Annotated in this window: 18 protein-coding genes; 6 read left to right on the top strand and 12 right to left on the bottom strand. The window is 42.4% G+C overall.

Annotation, left to right across the window (positions count from 1 at the left end; all coding sequences use genetic code 11):
• Positions 1-40: 40 nt before the first annotated feature.
• The 4 genes from ACFVSO_RS08655 (at position 41) to ACFVSO_RS08670 (ending at position 5,305) form a co-directional block, all read left to right on the top strand.
• Positions 41-1,270 carry an ABC transporter substrate-binding protein gene (locus ACFVSO_RS08655; RefSeq protein WP_387472223.1) on the top strand — a complete coding sequence of 410 codons (1,230 nt, stop codon included), beginning with the start codon at positions 41-43 and terminating at the stop codon, positions 1,268-1,270.
• Between the two features lie 16 nt (positions 1,271-1,286).
• Entirely contained in the window at positions 1,287-2,603 is a 1,317-nt protein-coding gene (locus ACFVSO_RS08660) for an extracellular solute-binding protein (protein WP_387472225.1), read from the top strand.
• A gap of 62 nt (positions 2,604-2,665) precedes the next feature.
• Positions 2,666-3,943, top strand: coding sequence for an ABC transporter substrate-binding protein (locus ACFVSO_RS08665; protein ID WP_387472227.1), 1,278 nt, complete (start codon positions 2,666-2,668; stop codon positions 3,941-3,943).
• Between the two features lie 69 nt (positions 3,944-4,012).
• Positions 4,013-5,305 (top strand): ABC transporter substrate-binding protein, encoded by a 1,293-nt coding sequence (locus tag ACFVSO_RS08670; protein WP_387472230.1) that lies wholly within the window; start codon positions 4,013-4,015, stop codon positions 5,303-5,305.
• 68 nt (positions 5,306-5,373) lie between these two features.
• Here the strand turns inward: ACFVSO_RS08670 and ACFVSO_RS08675 are convergent, their stop codons facing one another.
• The 5 genes from ACFVSO_RS08675 to ACFVSO_RS08695 all read right to left on the bottom strand — a co-directional run bounded on the left by ACFVSO_RS08675 (position 5,374) and on the right by ACFVSO_RS08695 (position 9,096).
• A complete protein-coding gene (locus ACFVSO_RS08675; RefSeq protein ID WP_387472232.1) occupies positions 5,374-6,075 on the bottom strand; it encodes an LrgB family protein in 702 nt (233 codons plus the stop codon).
• Entirely contained in the window at positions 6,047-6,415 is a 369-nt protein-coding gene (locus tag ACFVSO_RS08680) for a CidA/LrgA family protein (RefSeq protein ID WP_387472235.1), read from the bottom strand. The genes ACFVSO_RS08675 and ACFVSO_RS08680 overlap by 29 nt, the downstream gene beginning before the upstream one ends.
• A gap of 193 nt (positions 6,416-6,608) precedes the next feature.
• A complete protein-coding gene (locus ACFVSO_RS08685) occupies positions 6,609-7,490 on the bottom strand; it encodes a hypothetical protein (RefSeq protein ID WP_387472237.1) in 882 nt (293 codons plus the stop codon).
• 191 nt (positions 7,491-7,681) lie between these two features.
• Positions 7,682-8,074 carry a rhodanese-like domain-containing protein gene (locus tag ACFVSO_RS08690; RefSeq protein ID WP_387472239.1) on the bottom strand — a complete coding sequence of 131 codons (393 nt, stop codon included), beginning with the start codon at positions 8,072-8,074 and terminating at the stop codon, positions 7,682-7,684.
• Between the two features lie 98 nt (positions 8,075-8,172).
• Complete coding sequence (locus tag ACFVSO_RS08695) at positions 8,173-9,096, bottom strand: NAD(P)-dependent oxidoreductase (RefSeq protein ID WP_387472241.1); 924 nt, start codon at positions 9,094-9,096, stop codon at positions 8,173-8,175.
• A 137-nt stretch (positions 9,097-9,233) separates the two neighbouring features.
• Here ACFVSO_RS08695 and ACFVSO_RS08700 point away from each other — a divergent pair, with 137 nt between their 5' ends.
• Positions 9,234-10,022, top strand: a complete 789-nt coding sequence (locus ACFVSO_RS08700; RefSeq protein ID WP_387472243.1) for a hypothetical protein — start codon at positions 9,234-9,236, stop codon at positions 10,020-10,022.
• 115 nt (positions 10,023-10,137) lie between these two features.
• Here ACFVSO_RS08700 and ACFVSO_RS08705 read toward each other — a convergent pair whose 3' ends face one another.
• Positions 10,138-10,509: an iron chaperone gene (locus ACFVSO_RS08705; RefSeq protein WP_387472245.1), complete on the bottom strand. Its 372-nt coding sequence runs from the start codon at positions 10,507-10,509 to the stop codon at positions 10,138-10,140.
• A gap of 525 nt (positions 10,510-11,034) precedes the next feature.
• Here ACFVSO_RS08705 and ACFVSO_RS08710 point away from each other — a divergent pair.
• Entirely contained in the window at positions 11,035-11,946 is a 912-nt protein-coding gene (locus tag ACFVSO_RS08710) for an EamA family transporter (RefSeq protein ID WP_387472247.1), read from the top strand.
• 1,573 nt (positions 11,947-13,519) lie between these two features.
• On the opposite strand, the gene cysC is transcribed toward ACFVSO_RS08710, so the two are convergent.
• From cysC to cysQ, 6 genes are all read right to left on the bottom strand, one after another.
• The gene (gene cysC, locus ACFVSO_RS08715; RefSeq protein ID WP_387472249.1) at positions 13,520-14,122 is read right to left on the bottom strand and encodes an adenylyl-sulfate kinase; all 603 of its coding nucleotides are present in this window, start codon (positions 14,120-14,122) and stop codon (positions 13,520-13,522) included.
• 48 nt (positions 14,123-14,170) lie between these two features.
• On the bottom strand, positions 14,171-14,413 hold the full coding sequence (locus tag ACFVSO_RS08720) for a phosphoribosyl-ATP pyrophosphohydrolase (RefSeq protein ID WP_387472251.1): 243 nt from the start codon (positions 14,411-14,413) through the stop codon (positions 14,171-14,173).
• A gap of 965 nt (positions 14,414-15,378) precedes the next feature.
• Positions 15,379-15,804: a glycerol-3-phosphate cytidylyltransferase gene (gene tagD / locus ACFVSO_RS08725; protein WP_387472254.1), complete on the bottom strand. Its 426-nt coding sequence runs from the start codon at positions 15,802-15,804 to the stop codon at positions 15,379-15,381.
• Positions 15,805-16,095: 291 nt separating this feature from the next.
• Positions 16,096-17,187, bottom strand: coding sequence for a M42 family metallopeptidase (locus ACFVSO_RS08730; protein WP_387472256.1), 1,092 nt, complete (start codon positions 17,185-17,187; stop codon positions 16,096-16,098).
• 1,181 nt (positions 17,188-18,368) lie between these two features.
• Positions 18,369-19,808 carry a nucleotidyltransferase family protein gene (locus tag ACFVSO_RS08735; RefSeq protein ID WP_387472258.1) on the bottom strand — a complete coding sequence of 480 codons (1,440 nt, stop codon included), beginning with the start codon at positions 19,806-19,808 and terminating at the stop codon, positions 18,369-18,371.
• Between the two features lie 485 nt (positions 19,809-20,293).
• Positions 20,294-21,100: a 3'(2'),5'-bisphosphate nucleotidase CysQ gene (gene cysQ, locus ACFVSO_RS08740; protein ID WP_387472260.1), complete on the bottom strand. Its 807-nt coding sequence runs from the start codon at positions 21,098-21,100 to the stop codon at positions 20,294-20,296.
• Between the last annotated feature and the right edge of the window lie 74 nt (positions 21,101-21,174).

Consider the following 21,174-nt stretch of genomic DNA (forward strand, 5'->3'; position numbering starts at 1 on the left):
ATAAGGAAGAAAATCAATGTAGTTAAGGGGGATCTACATCTTGCAATCATTACGTTTTATCGCACTTATGCTCATTGTCTCCATCATGGCCTCAGGATGCTCGCAAATCTCATTCAAGAAAGAGAAAGAAGTAGAATTGAAGATTTTCACGAGGTATGCCAGCGGCTACGGCTACAATGAGCTGATACAATTGGTCGAAGCCCGTTTTCCGAACATCAAGCTGAACACCCTTGTTCCCAAAGAGCCTAACGCCAGCGATGAAGATATCGTGGACTTGATTCTCGCGGAGAAGCCAGATCTCTATTACAGCTATGATCCTGCTAATTATACGGATGAGATTGATTTAATCGACCTCTCGCCCATTATGATCAAAGACCAAAACCAGCTAAGCGATATTCAACAGACGCTGTACAACCAAGCACTCGTTGATAACGGCAAGATCACGCAGCTGTCGCCTACCTTTAGCATGCCCGTCGTCTATATTAACCGCAGTATGCTCCAAGACAAAAATGTAGCCGAGCCCGGTCCGACCTGGACATGGGATGAATTTAGAGAAATAGCTCTGCAAGCGACTGACGCTTCGCTTCGTCGATATGGCTACGAGCTGAAATATTACAACTGGTTTACCATTCTGGAATGGGCGGGAAAAGTGAACGGTCTATCTGTAGCAGATGACAATGGCCGGCTTATTCTGGATCAGCCGGAATGGGAAGCTGTGGCGATGCAAATTGCAGAGGATAACGTAAACAGCGTTATCCGCCAAACGCATATGAGCGAGGATAACGGAGAAACCGTTGCGCTCAAAGTTTCCATGTTGAACGACATCTTCCAAGAAATCGGCGATGCGCAATACGCGGATAAATGGCTGATCGCGCCTATGCCATATTTGCCAAGCAATGGCATGACCACCCCTTATTTCTTGCTTGATCCATTCGCCATCGACAGCCGAAGCGAACATGTGAACGAAGCGTCCCAAGTGATCGAATATTTGATGAGCAAGGATGCAGCGCCTGATCTGGCAGCCAAGCTTCCGCAGAGCTTCCTTATGTTCCCCGAATACAACAATACGGGCGAAATCTCAATTGATCATTTGCTGACCAGCCAAGGCACCTGGGTTAGGGACGACTACAGTAGATATTGGGAATCAGTAGGACAAATCAGCAGATTGATCGATGATGAATTTAAAAGCTTAACCTCCGGTAACGTCAGCATCAATAATTTCTGGGCTAACATTGTTAGAGCTGCCGAACAAATCAATGCAGAGCTATAAGCGTGGCCGTCTTGTCATGAGGAGATATATTTCACTGCTATTGCTCGGTGTTCTGCTTACCGCTGTGGCGTCGGCTTGCTCGAATGAACCAAAAGGAAAAAAAAACGAACCCGTTACCCTTAAAGCGGCAGTGGCATCCGAAGGCCAATTCGCTAAATTCAAAGGTTATTTGGAGGAGAAATTTCCGCATGTGACATTTGACGTCATCGGTGTATTGGATAGAGCTCAAGGAGAGATGATCGATCTGACGCTCAAGCAGCCGGAGGATTGGACTAAATTCCAGGAGCTGAATCGTTCCATTATCGAAGACGATCAACCGGACTTTTATTTCGGATACATCCCTGCCCCATATTCTGATCAGGCAGAGCTGGTCGACCTTAATCCGCTGCTTCAATTCAACCAGATCACGCTGAATCCTGTTCAGCGCAGCCTCTTCGGATTGGATCAGTCGTTCGACAAAAAACTGGAAGTCGTATCGCCCACCTACATCAGGGATTTGCTCTTTATAAATCGAAAGATGTTCCAAAGCCATCATATAACAGAGCCCTCGTCGCATCTGTCCTGGGATCAATTCCGGCAGCTGGCGGAACCGTTCGCGAGCCCCCCTGTAAAGTCGGGGTATATGCTGCCTTCCGTTGACTTGATCTCCAATCTGTACAGAATTTCTAATGTAATAGGACTTTCTGCCGTGGATGAGAACGGACAAGTGATGATCCACCAAGAGCCGTGGAGAGAGCTTGCAAGACAACTCGTCGGCGATCTGAAGAACGGAACCGCCAAGCTGGCCAGTGCACCAACTTCCGAAAGGCCATGGTCCCGAACCGCGATGTACATGGGATCGACTGCAGATCTTCACAAATTTGCATTAGGGAATGAAAATCCGGAAGACTGGACCGTCATGGCGTTTCCTTATTCTCCTGAAGCATATGACAGCGAGCTCCATATGAGCGAGATCTTCTCGATCGACAGTTCCAGCCGCTATATTAATGAGGTTTGGGAAATGCTCGAATATCTGCTTGGCGAAGAAGCTGCAATGGACATTACAAGCAGAAATCTATCTACTTACGCAGTAACATATACCGAGCATATCTTATCCAGCGGACTCCAGCTTGATGTGTTGAATCAAATAGGAGACCGGCCGGCCAACGCGAAGCCTTCGTCCCCCAGCCGATTATCCCGTTCCGGCAATACGGCGTTATTTCAAGCGTTGAACCGGCAGTTAAACCTTGTCGTGAACGAAGACATTGGCCTGGACGAGGCTTGGGACCAGCTTGAAGTGATCGTCAATGAAATGAACGCGAATCCGGCTAATTTCGAGAATAATTCGGAATAAACAATTGTTCAATACCCGCTCCGGCGTCACAGATTTGTATCATTGCTTATAGGGGGATAGAGATGAAACAAAGAACCGCTTGTTGGATTTCTGCCGTATTGATTGCCGCGCTTCTGCTGCAAGGCTGCTCGGCCATTGGGATTGGAAAGGAAGAGAAGCAGAACATCACGCTCAAAGTGATGGGGCAAACCGATCTATTTACAAGAATGATGCCCCTATTGGAAGAGAAGTTTCCGCATATCAGCTATGAGATTATCGATCCAATGATTACGTTAAAGGCAGATAAAATACCTGTCGATGGATGGAACAATCGTATTGCCAAGATGATTGAAGAAGAGGATGTCGATCTGTACTTTAATTATCCGCCCGCAAATTATCTCGCAGATTTCCCGCTCGTAGATATGGCTCCGCTGCTGACAAGAGACAATATCCAGCTGAATGACATCCAGCAATTGCTCGCTGACACAGCAGGAGGCAAGGACGGCAGAATCATTGAGCTCTCCAATGCCTTCAACCGGAATGTACTATTCATTAATCGGAACGTTTTCCACGAGCTTGGCGTCCCTGAACCGCAAAGTCCCATGACCTGGGAGCAATTCCGGGAGTCAGCCTTGGCGCTGCAAGAGAAAGACGCAACTGTGCACGGCTATGTCTTGAACGAGACATGGATGCAGCCTTTCTATTGGGTCGCGGATCATATCATGGGCTGGAAACAAATCGAAAACGGACAGCTGCTCATTGCAGGTCCCAAGTGGCGCCAGCTATTCGAACAGCTGTACGAGGACATGATGAAGGAATCGTTCAAAAGCCTTGGGGCCAGTCCGAAACGGGACCCGCAGCTCTCAGGCATGTATCTTACGTCTGCCGCCTTCGTCCACCAATTGTTGTATGAGCAAAAAACGACTGATGACTGGACAATTGTAGAGCTGCCAAGAGATCCGTCACATACTCAAATGACTCCTTTCACAGCGACCAGCAGGTATTCCATCCATGGCGAAAGCACCCATACCGAAGATGCTTGGGCAGTCGTCTCTTATTTGATGGGTGAGGAAGCAGCGGCCCGCCTCGTAGAAGAGCGTCTTGTCTATGGCTTTGTTACTTATCCGAATCTGATGTCGATCGGGGATTACCCTATAGAACCCATCACTGCCATCAACGGAGAGCCTTGGTCCCCTGCTGCTGAGTCATTAACCGAGGACGCCCATCGCATCTTGACCGATAGCTTTAACGGAAATTTTGAAGCGGCGGCCAAGGGCATGCTTACCTTCGATACCGCATGGGCGAGCGTCGAGAAAAAAGTGCAAGAGCTGAATGCCGATCCGAACTCATTTGAACAATAATTTTGCAACTATTCCATTTGATGCTGTGTTCTATAGGTGGAGACCCCATTTGACGGGAGGAATCATTTCATGAAGAAGGTTTGGAAATGCGTGCCGCTTCTGCTGCTCGCTGCACTTCTTATGCAAGGCTGCTCCAGCATAGGTATTGGATCAAAGGATAAATCCAAGATTACGTTAAAAGTACTGGCATCATCCAGTCAATTCAACGCGTACGTGCCATTATTAAAGGAAAAGTTCCCTCATTTGTCGTTTGAAGTAGTGGATGTGAACGGCAAGCTGCGGGAAGAGAATACACCCGCGACTGAGCGGGAAAGTCGTGCGGTCCAAATCATCGAAGAGGAACAGCCCGATCTCTACTATAGCTTTTCGCCGGATTACTATACGGAGGAATCCAGACTTGTCGATTTGTCCCCCCTGCTGGAGCGGGATCACGTTCAATTAAATGAGATTCAGCAGCAAGTTGTCGCCTCTACGATTGATTCGGAGAGAGTGCTGACCCGTTTATCCCCATCTATTGACCGTTACGTGCTCTATATCAACCGCAAGCTGTTCCAGCAACACCATATTGCAGAACCAACCGCGCCTGTGAGCTGGGAGCTCTTCCGCGAGACAGCTCTAGCCTTGAAAGAAAAAAATCAGAGCTTATCCGGTTACGAAATGAGCGGTTCCTGGTGGTCCTACTATCCTATCCTCGTAGGCGAAACGATGATGGGACTCCGCTGGATTGAGAATAGCCAATTAACACTGGATCGGCCGGAATGGCGGGCTATAACCGAGCAGCTTATCGAGGATTACAGCAACCAAGTCAGCAAAAATGACGGCTATAACCCTGACTTTAAAGAGCGCTCGCGTACAGGCATGTTCGTAGAGAGAGCGAGCTACGTCCACAATATGCTCTCCAGCAACGCCACGGCTGAGGGCTGGTCTATGATTGAATTGCCGAAAGGACTAGGATATACAGGACCTGCCCCTTACTTACTGACTGCTGCGTTGTCGCTGGACAAATCGAGCAAGCATATCGATGAGGCATGGGAAGTAATTGTCTATCTGATGAGCGAAGAAGGCGCATCGTTGATCAGCTCCAATTCCCTGTCGAGCGGCTTCGTCACCTACCCGCAATTCGTTAATATCGGCGACTTCCCCACCGATGTGATCTACCAGTCGGAAGGCAGGGCCGCCCCTAAATCGGTCGAAACGCTGAAGCATGCCGCTTACCTGCAATTTGATAGCATTTTGCAAAAGCAATTAGGCGCAGCGGCTTCCGGCTCAATCACCTTCGACCAGGCATGGGCTGAAGTCGAAAACATCGTTAGCGAGTTGAACGCCGACCCTGCGAATTTTATTACGAGAAGCAATGGCTGAACGAACAAGGGCCGCTTAAGGGCAAGCCGTAACGGCTTACCGTTAAGCGGCCCTTTCGATTAGGCTTGCTACGTCGACAGCAACCACCAGTAGACAAGCAGCATCAGCAACGTGGATATGATGCCTGCGGCTGCCATTGCGAAGCCGCTTACACTGCCCTGCAGCTCGGAAGTCTCCATCAGGCGCGCAGTCCCGATCCCGTGGGAGGATGTGCCGATGGCAGCTCCTATGCCGATATCCGACTTCACGCCGCATAGCCGAAGAAATGTCGGTCCCGCCAAACTCCCGAATAGCCCGGTAATGACTGATATGGCCGCTGCCAGCTCCGGAATACCGCCAATCCGTCTCGCAATTTCCATCGAGAATGGTGCGGACGATGACTTGGCAATAGCGGAGAACATCAGCTCCATGGAGGCGCCCGTCAAATAAAAGATGCCAGCCGTCATACCAGCAGATACGATTGCGCCTAGCGTAATACCCGTCATGACTGGAGCAAGCTTGCTTCGGATAAGCGATGCATGCTTGTATAACGGCACGGCAAGCGCAACTGTCGCAGGAACGAGCGCCCAGTTGAGCCACTCGCCGCCTATGCGGTAGTCCTCATAGGGAATATCGCTTAGGAGCAGAATGGCAATAATAGCGGCAGCCGTGAACATTAGCGGGTGTACCCAGCGGTGTCTTGCCTTCAGCTTGATTGCACCCCAATATAAACTGATGGTCAGCGCGATTCCAAAAACCGGACTATGCAGAATGGGATTCATTAGCGTCATGCTGTTCCCTCCTGTCAGGCCAAAGCTTAATCGCAAGCCCAGTTGCCAGCATCGTCACCAGCGTGCCGATGACAATGCTGGAGCCGATCGCCAGCCACTCCGACTGGATCTGCTTGGTAATGACCATCGTGCCTACAATCGCCGGGGCAAACAGCAGTCCCATATGCCGTATCGCGATCTTGGAGCTTGCCTCGACCCACTCCAGCTTGATCCATCCTAGAAACAAAGCGGCCGCAAGCAGCCCCAGCCCGATTACATTCGCAGGCAGCGGAATAGACAATCCCTTCTCCAATGCTATACCCATCAAATGAAATGCGATAAAAATGGCGAAACCCCTCATCCGTAATTCCCCTTCTCGTTGTCTGCCTGATCTATTTATTGTAGCAAGGATAAGCATGCGTCAACACCCCTTCGCTTTACATCTTCATGCCAGTGAATCGACTTGTTCTCCTAGGCATAAAAAAACTTCAGACCCGCGCGGCGGCGAGCCTGAAGCTGTTATCCATTCCATTCCTAAGTCATATTCTGCCCTGCTATCTTCTTAATTGAAACCGCTGAACCAGCTCTTCCGTATCCTCCCACGGAATCGGCCGTATCCATTCGCTTTGCGTAAGCAGGCTGTCGATCTGGTCTGCTCTGACGGTCCATGTTAACGGGATATCCGCCTTTGCCGCATACCCCGCAGCGAAATACACTTCAGGACCGGCTCCCGTCAAGTCGGCCAAAATATAATGGCTTTCAGCGAGTGCTTCAAGCAGCTCGGAATCTTGCTTGCGCAAGCTCGACGGCAATAGCAGGCGGGTATCGTAGCCGCATTGCTCAAGGCCCGGCAGCAATTGAGCTGACCATTCCAAGCCAATCTGCTCGTCCCCGACCATGACGCTGAACAGCTTGCGCTTGCCGCCTCCCGAGAAAGCCGCAGCTTCGCTCCAGCCCTGATCCGTCAGCTTCAAGATGGAGCCTTCTCTGACAAGCAGTTCCGTCTCCCGCAGCTTCTCCATAATATAGACAAACTCCTGCAAGTTCGTGGAATACGTCAAATTGTAACTTTTGGATAACGGATGCAAATTAACAGGCTCCATTGCCGCTTCCGTCCGGCGGTACAAATATTGGAGAAGTCTCTTCTCCTTCTCCTCCGTCGTCATCGGGATATCGGGATCGACCATCATCTCTTCTATCTTGCCCGGTGTAAGCAATAGTCGCTCCCCATTCTCGGCCCGCTCGCGAATATAGGCCGATACGATAGGCAGCACCTGCCGTTTCTTGGCGTAGGAGAACGCCTGGATATGCGAATAAGCATCTTTGCTCAAATGATAATACGTATTGGGCGCGCACATGCACCCCGAATAACGATCGAATTCTTCATCCTGTTTCATATCAATCAGTTCGTTGCAAAACAAACAATGTTTCTTCATTCCTGTTCACCTCTCTTATACCCTTCGGAGAAGATGGACAAATTGAGGGCATCTCTTCAGTTCCAATTCCTGTATGGAGAGCTCATCATCAGAAACAGCCTCAATCTGGGATGTTACCGATCCGTTAAAAAAGCCTTCCTAAGTGGAAGGCTTAAACATGTGTATGATTGACAGCTCATGATAGATAGGCCTTACTTCTTAGTATTCAAAGGTCCGCCCCATGCCATAATGCCGCTCGATAGATGCCCCATATTACGATAGCCCAGCTTGCTCAGAATTCTCGCTGCTTTCCTGCTTCTGAGACCGCTTTGACAATAAAGGAGCACTTTGTGGTCCTTCGGGACTTCCGTCAGCTTGTCCTGCAACTGGGACACCGGAATGTTGACTGCATTCGGAATATGGCTAGCTTGATATTCATGAGGCTCTCGGACATCAATGAGCAGTGCATCTGTATGATCGACCAGCTCTTGCTCGAACCGGATCGGACTCATATTTTTCAGTCCCCTTGCCGTTCCGAATCGGTTCCATAAAAAGAAGCCTATCACCGCTGCAATGAGAAGATTAATGATTGTTGCGCTATCCATACGTTATCCTCCGTCTTGATGTTATAGTTCGTTTTATCACCTTGCTGCACTACGCTCAACATATACCCCTGAGGGTATGAAACAACTATAAACTACCTCTAGTTAGGAGTCAAGGAGGGGCTTTGGGATGACAAGTAATCAATAGCTCGCTGAATCAATTGTTGATTCATTAATCTGATTGTCTCATCCGTATAATACGCCAAATGAGGCGTACAGATCACATTGGGCAACTGGGAAAGCCTCGACTCGGTTACCGGCTCTTCTGGAAATACATCTAATCCCGCCCCATACAGCTTGCCCTGCCGGAGCGCATCTTCCAATGCAGCGTAATCCATTAATCCTCCCCGAGCCGTATTGATGACGATCGCTTGCGGTTTCAGCAGATTAATCATGGTTTTCGTCAGCAGCGGACCTGTTAGCGTTCGAGTAGAAGCATGCAAGGTCACAATATCCGCTTGGGCTAGCACATCTTCCAGGGGGAGTCTGCCTGCTTGCTCTGCATGATCCTTGTTTCCGGACGCAATTACAATATTCATGCCTAATGCATGACCTAGCGTTGCGACTCGTTCTCCGATTTTGCCGTAGCCGATGATGCCAAGCGTTTTACCCTTCAACTCATAGCTGGGCCGCAGCCCCTCTCTCCATCTCCCTGAGGCGACATTCGTATGATAAGGAAGCAGTTGCTTGGCAATAGCCAGCAGCAAAGAAATCGTATGCTCCGCGACCGCTTGCACGCCCATTTGATCAATGCCTTGAACAAGGATGCCTTGCTGCTGTGCTGCAGCTTGGTCAACATAATCCGTATTGTGTGCACGCACGCCGATATAACGACAGGCGTCCATAGTGGATATAGCAGCAGCTGTCAGCTTGGAATGAACCAGCGCCAGCTCATATTTCGCCAGTACATCGCCTTCTAGCTGCTTGAAATCCACTGTCTCTACTCGAAAATATTGCTCTAACCGCTCTCGCTCAGCTTGCTGCAATTCGATTACAGAATCTACCGCGCATAACGATTTGTTCATGCCCATGAACCTCCCTTTTTTCATCATTTCAACTTACACCTCTTCGTTGTATATATCTGTATATTTATATAAATTTATCATTTTGTCGATATCAATGATATACATTAGATTATATTTTGATATAGGGGAAATTTAGGATGGACTACAGGCGATTAACTTTAATTACTTTATTCGCAGGGTTAATAGGATGGCTAGCCATATACATACTTGCCCACTACACATTCATTGGTATTTTTGTAGCTCCTTTGTTTACCATTGCTCCTTATGCCAGTCTCTTATTTGCGATTATTATGTTCTTCATGACGAGAAAGTGGCTTTCGGTCGAACGGCTCCTCGCTGTTCTCTTATTGTTGCCGATTTTACTTTCAATTGTCATTCCTCAAGTAAACCATCAAATCAATTTATATAAAACGCCTACCGATACTTTGATCCGCTCTTATTTTGAGTCGGTTTATTTTTCACAACGCCATGTCATTGACCTTTCTGATCCTCTTGTCGAGTACAACGATCAAAATAAAACGATGCAGCTTAATATAAAATTGGTACCTGAACTCTTTCTTCAATATATGAAAACATGGGAGATGAGAAATATTGAATCCCGCTCCGACGATGCATTTGCACGATACATAATGAACAATTTAGAATTACTATTTATCAGGTGGCCAAAAGAAATAAATCAATATACCCTCAAACCTGAACGTATCATTGTTCACGCTTATTGGGGCAATGAATGGTTGATGGAGGTTCACTGCCAGAAAATAAAAAAAGAATATGTAATTATACCTCCTTACCCTAAACTAAGTTTAATCGAGGAAAATGCTCAAGTTTATTTGTCGGTTCAAAGAGACGATACCTTCCAAAAAATAAAAATGTTTGACAGCCAGGAAGCCAGCTTCGAAATAAAAATTGATTTAAAAGTGAATTGATTGGGGCGTCGAAGGACGCCCAAGCAACGCAAACAATAGAAAAACCGATTGAAGTCATAGGACTCAATCGGTTTTTTATTGCCTTAAATTCGCGTTCTTTCAGCGTTATTTCAATTCATTTCCGCCAAAAAGTCGTACAGTCTGCCTTGTCCACCATATTAAACTCGATCATTTTCTCAAGCAATGAGAAGTCAACAGGATTATTCCACCGAAACCGAACCAGCTCCTTGGTATGATCATGGCCAGCTTGAACAATTTCTTCCGCAAATTGAATCATCCCCGCCCTCTCAGGCGCAACAGCCAAGTGCTGCTTAGATACGCTAAAGCCAATAATAAAGGTATCATGATCGGTGAACATCGGCTGCTTCCACGCGATCTTTGGCTCCAAATTCGGATATCGCTCGGCTACCCATGTCATCACCTCTTCGGTCCTTGCCCGATGCTGTTCGTTCACAATATTCGCTACATATTCAGCAAACACTTCCATGTTGTTCCCCTCCTTGAATCGCCATGAACCAAACATAAATCCAGTATATCAATGAAATTTGCGGCTTTCCAATCCTGATCATCGGCAGTATCGTCTCCATCTTCGTCAGATCTTCCGGCAGCAGATAATAATACGTCATCATTCAATCCTTTCAACCGAAGAAACCATTTCATTCCAGCAACGTATTACCTAAAAACTGGATCGTCGGAGGTTATGATGAAACGTATATCACGAAAAAAGCTGGATACTGGCTCATTCATTTTAGATTTTTTGATAGAGTTATTGCTATACGTGCCGCGTCTGGTGATTCGGGCAGCAAGATGGATTTTCGATTAGCCAGCCCCATTTTTTGCAATTAAGGATTGACAACGATCATAAAGTGTTTTTATACTGAATACCGAAACGAAATAATAAAACCTGTTTGGGATGTATGTGGACTTTTCTGGAGAACACTCTCTATTTTCGCCACACAAAGGCTTATTGGCCTTTGGTGTGGCTTTTTTGCATTCAAAAAGGGGGATTACAATGAAATTATGGCATTATGCGTTGATCGTTTTTTTAGGAGGCTGCTGTTATGGAATCTTGTCCACCTTTGTCAAACTGGCGTATGCGGCAGGCTTTTCGGTGTCGGACGTAACCGGGGGCCAATACTTATTCGGAGCTGTACTTGCTTGGCTGGCTGTTTTATTTACCAAAAAAACGAAGCTGACTCGCATCCAAATCACCAAGCTGCTACTATCGGGCATTCCATTCGGATTGACAGGTGTCTTTTATTACCAGGCTCTGCAAACGCTAAATGCATCACTGGCGATCATTTTTCTGTTCCAATTTGTTTGGATCGGGGCCCTGTTAGAGTGGATGTTCCATAAGAAAAAGCCGACAGGGAGCAAGCTTTTTTCCATTGGTCTGCTTCTGATCGGCTCTGTCTTAGCCGCAAATATACTGTTCCAGGGAGGGATGACATTATCCTTGGCTGGATGCATCTGGGGCTTGCTTGCTGCATTCAGCTTCACTATGTTCATCTTTTTGAGCAGCATCGTTGAGAGAGCGACCCCTCCGATTCTAAAAAGCGCACTGCTAACCACAGGTGGGGTTATCGTCGTGTTTTGCGCATTCCCTCCTACGTTCTTATTTGATCTGGATGTATTAATGGGAGTAGCTCCATATGGATTGGCGCTCGGCATATTCGGTGTCGTGCTTCCTCCCCTATTGTTTTCCATTGGAATGCCGCATGTCGGCTCCGGATTGGGAACCATTCTGACTGCATCCGAATTGCCGGTCGTCATTATCATGTCCTCTGTCGTACTGGGAGAAGTCATTAGTCTGCCTCAGTGGATTGGCGTGATCGTTATTTTAATAGGGATTGTTAGCAGCAATATTCGGTTTAAAAAATCGAACAAGAAACCTGCAGCTATTCAGAATTCTGCCAGCAGCTAGCACAAAAAAGCCGTTCGCTTGAGTTGCACCTGCCCTTGTTAGGGATAACGTGGGTGCAGTTCATTCCGAACGGTTGCCTATTAAATGTCTATCATTCTCGATCTTTGTATTCCCCTGATATCCTCTTGGATTGACAGAATATCGCTTCCCAGTATCCAGCCTCGCAATTCGCTCCATATCCTCCTCACTCCAGATCGGTTGTCCATGCCTTTGAAGTAAGAAAGAAATCTTCTCGCGGAAGACCACTATTCTGTATTCCACGCCCCAATGCTTCTTCATTTTCCGTAAATACATGCTGTATCAAAATGACGATATCCAGCTTTAATGGACAGATTCATACGTTTTCTCCATTATGAAAAACTATTATTTATGTAAAGCATTCCTTTTTGTTTTGCTAAATAAAATATATGGATTGAAATACTATCGTTAATCGTACCATCTTGAATCCCCTTCTCAAAATCTATAATTTTCATTTTCACTAGATTACTCATTTTTATGGTTTTTAGCCTTTCAACTTTTGAACACATCAAATATGTGGTTAATTTTTCGTAACTTTGAGAAATCCCCAAATCAAAAAGATTTTCACATAACAAACCAAATTCTTTGCTTATAACCTTTCCTAAATTTAATTTATCTTTAATATTCTCTATAGCATAATAGGGTAACTTAATACCCCCAACGTCAACGCTAATGTATATTTCATCATCCTCTATTAATAGTATAATTATGCGATTAACATTTAAACCAATATTTATAATTCCATTTTCACCTGATATAACATAATTGTAATGATTAACTTTGAAAGACAGATGGAATACCCTCTTCCTAAATAATGAATAATTAGCATATTTTCAATGTATGTCGGATTCTATAATGGCTGCGATTTCAATTTCTACCTCAAATCCTCAATGCCAAAATATCTGCTCCTATCGAGATCTATCTTGATATCATGTGAGATTGCGACCTGAATGTGACGAAATCAGTGACATGTACCGAAGTCGCTAGGCGATTGAAACGTTCTTCAAATGGACATCAACATCAGTGGGTGTGATTATGTAAAGAGAGAGACGAGTAACTACAGGGATTTAAGAAGCCATAAAGTCGCTTTACCGGCACTACGTTAAGCATTTCCCACTCCGGTAACACTTCCACTCTTAAGTATTCACATGTTTCTTCACAAATAGTTTCCAATTATACTCTTTTCTGTTTCTTTTATTTTGGATTACTCGCACCCATCTATCTGAAGTAAATGCTCCATTTAAGTGATTACAGGGCAAATCGATGGACACGGGGAATATGTATATATTCCAGAATCTGAACCACTTAATCTATCGGGTCACGACTTCTTCTAGAACTTTTATACCGCTTTAGCCCATAGTTGAATAGAATTAAACTTATCGTTGCTTTCCTACTGTACATAAAGACCAATAAACATATCATTCGGATGGTAATAAAAAGCTGCTACTATTTCGCCAGCATATATCGTAATACCGACAATTGTTGTTGAACACGAATTTGTATTGAATCATGCTATCCGATTTTTCTGAAAATGCATGAAGACGAAAAATATACGTCAGACACAGCTTTGCTTCTTTAATAGGAAGTTTAAGATTTTCTCCGTACATTGTTCCAATGATTCTTTCTGCGTATCAACGACTATATCAGCCGTTTCCGGCTCCTCATAAGGTGATGAAATGCCCGTAAATTGAGTAATTTTCCCTTCGATTACTTTAGAGTAAAGACCCTTAGGATCCCTAGACATACATTCATCAATATGACATTTCACGAACACCTCAATAAATGTGCCTTCCTTAAATATTTTTTTGACCATTTCACGGTCATTTCGGTAGGGGGATATGCATGCTACCAATGTAACGATACCCGTGTCAAAAAACAATTTCGAGATATGTCCAATTCTGCGAACGTTCTCGGCTCTATCTTCTCGAGAAAAGCCTAGGTCAGCGTTAATCCCATTCCTTAAATGATCTCCATCTAGCACAACAGACTTTACTTGAATTGCACTAAATTTTCTATCAAGTTCATTAGCAATAGTCGATTTCCCTGCCCCCGATAGACCTGTTAACCACACTACACACATAAAAGATCCTTGTTCATTTTTACGGGAAAAACCGGAGTCATATAAATCAATGTTTGAGCTATTGAATTGTGTAGACATGCTCGTACCCCCAATATCCTAATTTATTGTTCAAATTATTCATCTTTTTTATAATTCCTTGACACTTACTAAAAGCAGTTTTTCCTTAAATCCCCCTTTATCTTCTTTCTTAGCCATTCTTACCTTTTCAAAATCAACAATACTAACACCCTTACTCTCTATAATTGCATAAACAACCTCAATCAAATCAGCTAATTCTTCAATTTGATCATTTTCATTAGCATTAAAGTATTCATCCAGTTCTTCATGAATCTTAACATTGAGCATCTTAACATATTCAATAGTATCCATAACGCGTATATCTGCTATCATACCCCTTGCCTTAATTTTTTGTGGAATTTTGTCGCGTACAAGTTTATTATATTCGATCTCTTCTCCTCCAAAAATACAGAATAATTACAATTTAAACGGAATAAAGTTTTTAAATTCCATTTGCGTAATCCTTTTATTCAAGACATCTGTTTCAAAATGCAGAAAAAACACTGTTGTTGTGGACATTAGATGTATTATCAACAATTGTCCTACATAGTATAAATTATCTTATGCGGTTCGTCCCAAATACTAGAAGATCATATATCCCATTAAATTGTACGCATATTACCGATAAAAACCACTTAACAAACACGAAAAAGCCCAATCGCGTGGATATGGATGATGAAACGGCCACTTAAAGGAGCTTATTGCTTGTGAGCAACCGCCACGACGCCCCGGGAAGTGCTCGACGTCTAAGGAAAGTGCTGGCGGATTGAAGTTTTCTTTCGCACGGCCAAACAGGAACTCGGTTTTGAAGAGTGCCACTCGATTTCGGAAGCGCACCAGTTCGCCCATCTTGAAATGGTTTTTGCTGCCGAAACCTTGCTATCCTATACGCTGTGGCATCTAAACAAAGAAAAAACGAGTGACGAAAGCTGCCCCCACGGCCAAATGGCTATCAGCTTCTTCCACACTCGTTGCCAGGTTCATTGCAGACACCACAAGAAAACTGAGCGAATTTACATAAGTTGATTAAATCCCTAGAACAAAAGGAAGTATAACGTTTACCTTGTTACGGATCGCGGGTTGTCAAATAATTAACTCTATTTGTGCTACATCACCGAATTAAGGATAAGAAAAAATCGGATTTTTCAACCTGGAATTGAGTGAATGAAAGAAATATTCTGTATATTCAACAAAAAAAACCACGGGGAATAACTTTAAACCTTAACTTTTTAACGGTTCTCCCTTAAACCTTGACACTAAAAGATCATAGTCTCCTATTACCTCCGGTTCTTATTATGAACTTGATTTGTTTCTTCATAGTCGCCTAACTCTTCTTTTATAATGCTTGTTGAAATTTCAGGTGTTCTTTCTAAATACACAACCTCGCAATATTTTCTCAAAAAGTCAAATTTACCTTCCCAATCATTTCCTATGACAAGTAAATCTACTTTAAATTCTTTAATATCCTCTACTTTTTGTTCCCAGCTCCTCTCTGAGATGACCAAATCCACATACCGAATGGATTCTAGCAGCATTTTTCTTTCTTCATAACTAAAAAAACTTTTCTTATGTTTCAATTCATTAAACTCATTGGTTGAGAGACCTACAATTAAGTAGTCTCCAGATTCTTTTGCTCGTTTTAATAAGTTGATGTGTCCATAATGTAATAAGTCAAAAGTTCCGTATGTCATTACTTTTCTCACACTACATCCTCCAAAAAATCGATTTCAATGATTTGATGTCGGAAGTGATCCACCCAATCACGATTTATCACTTCCAATCATTTCTTGTTGCAGGATGAATATATCCAACGGTATGAGTTTGGTAAAATCGATCTTAAAAGTTATTATTTAAAATTATTGAAGCATTTATCGTTTTTCACTTCTACTTTCAAAAATCAGGGCCATGCTTCCATTCCCAATGAATGAAGAAGGAGTGCCATTGACCGCAATGATCCTAAAGGGAAGTTATGATTATGCTATAGTTTCCGCCTTTCAGTATTTTATTATTGATTCAAAACTCCTTAAATCCATACGTTTTATAATATTAGTTATAAGTCTTACTGTGTTATTATAATCTTCAATAGAAATAATAGAATTAGGTGTATGAATATATCTTGTTGGGACTAGTATGGAGATAGTTGGGATACCTTCATTTGCAGTATTTATGCTACCCGCGTCGGTCCCTCCCCAAGGCATAATATCAACCTGATAAGGGATATCATTTAATTTTGCAGTTTCAATAACGAAATCAAATAAATTACGGTTCACTATATGAGAAGAATCTAGTAAAAGAATCTGAGGTCCGTTACCTAGTCTCGTCGTAATATTCCTCCCGACTATTCCAGGAGTATCACCAGGAACTCCGGTATCTACGACTATTGCTATATCTGGTTTAACGATTTTTGCAGCAACAATTGCTCCTCTTCGACCAACTTCTTCCTGAACAGTTGCAATACCACAAACTAAGTTTGGGTGTGTAGTAGTATTTAATTCTTTCATTATATCGATTAATACAGCACAACCAACTCTATTATCAAGTGATTTTGCCATGATCATATTTTCATTTCCAATTAATGAGAAATTATTGATAGGCAATATTGCATCTCCTACATTAACACCTAATGCCATTACTTCAAACATACTCGAACAACCCACATCTATAAACATTTGATTTATTGTTACTGGATTATTCCTTTGTTGCTCTGTCATAATATGTGGAGGTATGGATCCTACAACCCCCACTACTTTTTTTCCACTTCTAGTTATAATATTCATTTTTTGAGATATAATAGTTGGTTCCCATATCCGACCAATATTGTGGAAGAATATATAACCTTCTGCATTTATTTCAGTGATTATAAAACCAACTTCGTCCATATGACATGCCAATCCTACCTTGGGGAGTAATTGGTCACCATTTTTTTCACAAATCAAATTACCCATTTTATCTGTATATATTTTATCTGTGAGATTTCTAAGATAGTTTCTCATCACATCTCTTGTTTCCAATTCGTTTCCAGCTATACTACTTGAATTAGTTAACTCCTCCAAAACCTTTAATGAAGCTATATCCAATATTTTCACCCCTTATGTCAATCCTGTTGATTAACCTAAATTAAATGTCTATAAATCAAAAAAAGATCGTCCTTTCAGTAATATCGATTCCACCACAGATCTCGACTCAAAAGGGGCGACCTCATGAAAAAGTCTGCTACGTTCACAAACCTTGTTCAATCTTTATTGAAAAAAGAAGATGTGCAAATTCTTATCAAGTTTGGCTTTTGAAGATACGACACTTAACTACACCAAGTATCAGTTGTTTTATCTAAATGCAGGCTACTTAAGGCATTCAGATGGTTATCGCTCTGGCGTTGGATAAACGGAGTCTTGCGGCTTGGCCCCCGTCTCTTGCAAACCGAGCGAAGTTCCTTACGAGCTATTCAATCGTTTATCTCACTTTCTAATTTGAAGTTAATATCGTGAAACTACGCGTCGATTACATCTGTCTAAGAAGCTTTGGTAAGTGGACTCAACAACTATTACAGTATGTAAAACACGGTTGACTTGGGCACTGTTTCACGGAGAGCGCAGGGATAAAGCTTCTCATTGCGTTAGATGCTGCCACCATCCAAAGTGTCCAAGTTAATAAATTCATCAGGATGGCTCATGGTGAAACATAGATGAGCAACTTGCAAACAAAGCTTATACCCTTGTCGAGAATCACGCCTATGGCAAAAAGAATCGTTTTGATCATTACGTCCAAGATAAGCATTATTTCGTGAATCGTTTTTTTGTAACTAAGGAAAGGAACGGGGAGACCCCATCGCTTCCCTTAGTTAGTTGGTTACTTAGTTTTTACAAATGATTACTTCTTTTTCTTCGAGATTCTTTTAGGCGAACAAGGTGCACATGCCATACGTACTCACCTCCTTTCAAAAAATTAAACTTCTCCGAATTTGTTTTCCGTTAAACTTCAACTCCTTCGGCCGGGCTCTATTTGAAATGCTGCATCAAGAGACAGAAATATCGAATTCAAATTAGAATCCTTTGGACGGAGTTTCCCCGATTGGAGCTTTCGTGTTTATTTGATCGCCAAGGAGCCAACATGCGGACGCATGGTTCTGGGAAGCAAAGAAAGGGTTTCCAATCATCGGCTTTTGGCTAGATGTGTAATAGTACTTTTTAATAAAGCCTATTATCAGGTTCTTTCGGCATGGACCAAGCCTCCATAAATTGCATCCAGCAAGAAAACCCTATGCACATTTCTATATCTTCGCGACTAATGGGTCATATTTAAGAGGGTCAGATTTAAGATGTGTTAAATTATTTTCCAAAAATAGAACTGTATCTTCTATTATTTCATCGGAAAAAAGTAGGTTCTCAGAAGCTATATAAACTCCACTGGTATTTATATGTACAAATCCATTATTTAATTTAACTATTACTGAATTAAGTAATTGGTCGAAGACCGCGGAGCAACCATTTTTCCTTAATGATGTGGCAAATTGTTCATCAATAGTCATATTCATTGGAATTGATACGTCTTCTTCAAACATTTGTGGGCAACACATATAATAGTATGATGCACTTCTAGTTCTGAATTTAGAAATTTTATTCAATATTCCTTCAGTATACTTAGAAAAATCCTGACTCGATAATTTTGGAGATATAACGTTTGCAAAAATATTAGCCCAACTTAATGTTACAATTTCTTTCACTCTCGTATATCCCGTTTCATTACTATAATTCCACCAATGATTAAGTACATTCTTGTAGTTATATTTTACAGGCCACATTTCTTTGTTTCTTGTATTCCTTAAGACTTTAAGATTTAATATTGATAAATCAGATGTATCTGGATAAATAATTTTCATCCAATTAAATAACTCTGTTGCAATCTCTTCTAAAGAGTTTATTTTTATTTGCTCCCAAAACCATAAGAGATCGACCTTTGTTTTAGTCAACAAAATGTAAGCGTCGTTTATGTCTCTAATAGTTATGCGATTGTGACTGTGCGAATGGCCTATCAATAATAAGAGAGAGGCTTCTGGATTTAGTTGTCGTAACGAAGAGTAACCTTCAATACCTACTGCGACTTCTTTTAGACCAGGCATCCGTAATGATTCAAGAAACATTGTAGAATATTTACCACTATGTAAATCAAAATCACACTCACCATTTTCAAATTCCCTCGACCAAAGTCCTGTTAAAAACCATGGCTCATTTGTATCTTCTCTCCTAGAAAGGAACCAAGCTTCCTTCGACTGGCACCCGTTCATCCTCATATGTGAAACAAATTTCCACAAATTTTCTGTATCCTCTATCCAAACATCCATGTCATTACTAGCACGTATAACATCTCCATAAAGAAAATGTATTGCTGCTCCTTTAATTAAGACTGGATTCAAATCGATATCTCTTGAAATACCATCCAGCCATTCAATTGCTTGTTTCAAACACTTACGCCTTCTATCGAATTCAATATATCTCTTTTCCAGAACACCATACCATTCAGGAAGATCCTTAATACCTAATTTTTTAATATTAATATATGCCTGTGGTTCAACCTTTCCTGATTTAAACGATGATAGTATTTTACTTTGGAAAGAATGAGGAAGATTAACTAGGTGATCAAAGGCTTCTTTAAGCAGTTTCTCATTTTCACTCAAAGATCCAAGTAGTCCTAAAGCCTCTGCAGTATTCAACTTGCCACCTCACTTATAAAAAATAGCAATTTTGTATTATTTTAATTATAATATACCATTTATTGATTGTCAATTTTTAATTAAGATTTTATTCTATTAAAGGGTAAAATAGGTATTTTGTATAGAAATAGAGAATGTGCACCTCTACATGCTTTGACTGAGGATATCAAGGAGTTGAAATAACCTTCTTCATAAAGAACTACCGAAAGACATGCGGCATTGCAACACCAGTAGTCTAAGCATTCGCCGTTAATTGCTGGAATAAGGGATTTAACAAGTAAAGCAACGTCGACGCAACAAAGCACAACGTTGTGCATGAACTAACGGATGAGGCCCAAGCCACTTTCGAATTAACAGATCAGCCAAAATTGACATCATCTCGTTAAGTAAAGCTTTCATCGTTAGCAATAATCTAGTACCGATTCTGGTTGAGGGTATGATGGCTTTGCGGATTATTATTGGGGTGTCAATACTAAATAATTTATTTAAGATCGTTTAACCAAAAACCAATCATTCAACAAATCTTCTTTATTGTAATAAACTCTCTCATTATCTTTATACCTAGTTACTTCTCCACCCGCTGCCTCAACAATGGCTTGTCCAGCTCCGGAATCCCACTCCATAGTCGGTGCATGCCTAGGATAATAATCTGCTCTTCCTTCAGCGACTAAGCAAAATTTTAAAGAGCTACCCGATGAGACTAGTTTTACTTTGCCATGCTTCGCTTCCAATTCTCTTATAAAGGCCTCCGTTTCCTCAGAAATATGAGATCGGCTAACTACAGCATATGTCATATGATCTTCCTGTATTTCAGGTAATCGCACACTTTGCCGGATCAATTCTCTTTCATTGTTTACTTTCGAGAAAGAAGCGTTTTCAAGTTTGTAAGCTCCACTTCCGACAATGCCAAAATAAAACACATCTAGTATCGGTGCATAAATAACACCTATTGTAGGATACTTTCCTTCGATGAAGGCGATATTTACAGTAAATTCGCCATTTTTCTTGATGAATTCCTTTGTTCCATCTAGTGGATCTACTAGCCAGAAATGCGTCCATTGACGACGTTCGCTATACGGAATACTTCTTCCTTCTTCACTCAATATGGGAATACTTGGATCTAGTGCTTTCAAGGCTTTCATAATTAAATGATGGGATCGTTTATCAGCCTGTGTTAACGGAGAATCATCACATTTATACTCTATATTAAAATCCTGAGTGTAGACCTCTAGTATTTCCCTTCCTGCCTCTAGTGAGATATTAAAAAGTTCAAATAAATTAATTTTATTCATTTGTTACAAACCACCTTCATAAAATCATATGTAGCTTTTCTGTTAATTCGAATACTCTAATATTCGTTTCAGGT

The organism is Paenibacillus sp. NPDC057967 (genome assembly GCF_042887015.1).
In the GTDB taxonomy this organism is placed as follows: domain Bacteria; phylum Bacillota; class Bacilli; order Paenibacillales; family Paenibacillaceae; genus Pristimantibacillus.

What these genes read in the sequence shown, in the direction of transcription:
- ACFVSO_RS08660 (WP_387472225.1), top strand. Translation starts at nt 1,287, where the DNA reads ATGAGGAGATATATTTCACTGCTATTGCTCGGTGTTCTGCTTACCGCT.
- ACFVSO_RS08665 (WP_387472227.1), top strand. Translation starts at nt 2,666, where the DNA reads ATGAAACAAAGAACCGCTTGTTGGATTTCTGCCGTATTGATTGCCGCG.
- ACFVSO_RS08670 (WP_387472230.1), top strand. Translation starts at nt 4,013, where the DNA reads ATGAAGAAGGTTTGGAAATGCGTGCCGCTTCTGCTGCTCGCTGCACTT.
- ACFVSO_RS08675 (WP_387472232.1), bottom strand. Translation starts at nt 6,075, where the DNA reads ATGACGCTAATGAATCCCATTCTGCATAGTCCGGTTTTTGGAATCGCG.
- ACFVSO_RS08680 (WP_387472235.1), bottom strand. Translation starts at nt 6,415, where the DNA reads ATGAGGGGTTTCGCCATTTTTATCGCATTTCATTTGATGGGTATAGCA.
- ACFVSO_RS08685 (WP_387472237.1), bottom strand. Translation starts at nt 7,490, where the DNA reads ATGAAGAAACATTGTTTGTTTTGCAACGAACTGATTGATATGAAACAG.
- ACFVSO_RS08690 (WP_387472239.1), bottom strand. Translation starts at nt 8,074, where the DNA reads ATGGATAGCGCAACAATCATTAATCTTCTCATTGCAGCGGTGATAGGC.
- ACFVSO_RS08695 (WP_387472241.1), bottom strand. Translation starts at nt 9,096, where the DNA reads ATGAACAAATCGTTATGCGCGGTAGATTCTGTAATCGAATTGCAGCAA.
- ACFVSO_RS08700 (WP_387472243.1), top strand. Translation starts at nt 9,234, where the DNA reads ATGGACTACAGGCGATTAACTTTAATTACTTTATTCGCAGGGTTAATA.
- ACFVSO_RS08705 (WP_387472245.1), bottom strand. Translation starts at nt 10,509, where the DNA reads ATGGAAGTGTTTGCTGAATATGTAGCGAATATTGTGAACGAACAGCAT.
- ACFVSO_RS08710 (WP_387472247.1), top strand. Translation starts at nt 11,035, where the DNA reads ATGAAATTATGGCATTATGCGTTGATCGTTTTTTTAGGAGGCTGCTGT.
- cysC (WP_387472249.1), bottom strand. Translation starts at nt 14,122, where the DNA reads ATGTCTACACAATTCAATAGCTCAAACATTGATTTATATGACTCCGGT.
- ACFVSO_RS08720 (WP_387472251.1), bottom strand. Translation starts at nt 14,413, where the DNA reads ATGGATACTATTGAATATGTTAAGATGCTCAATGTTAAGATTCATGAA.
- cysQ (WP_387472260.1), bottom strand. Translation starts at nt 21,100, where the DNA reads ATGAATAAAATTAATTTATTTGAACTTTTTAATATCTCACTAGAGGCA.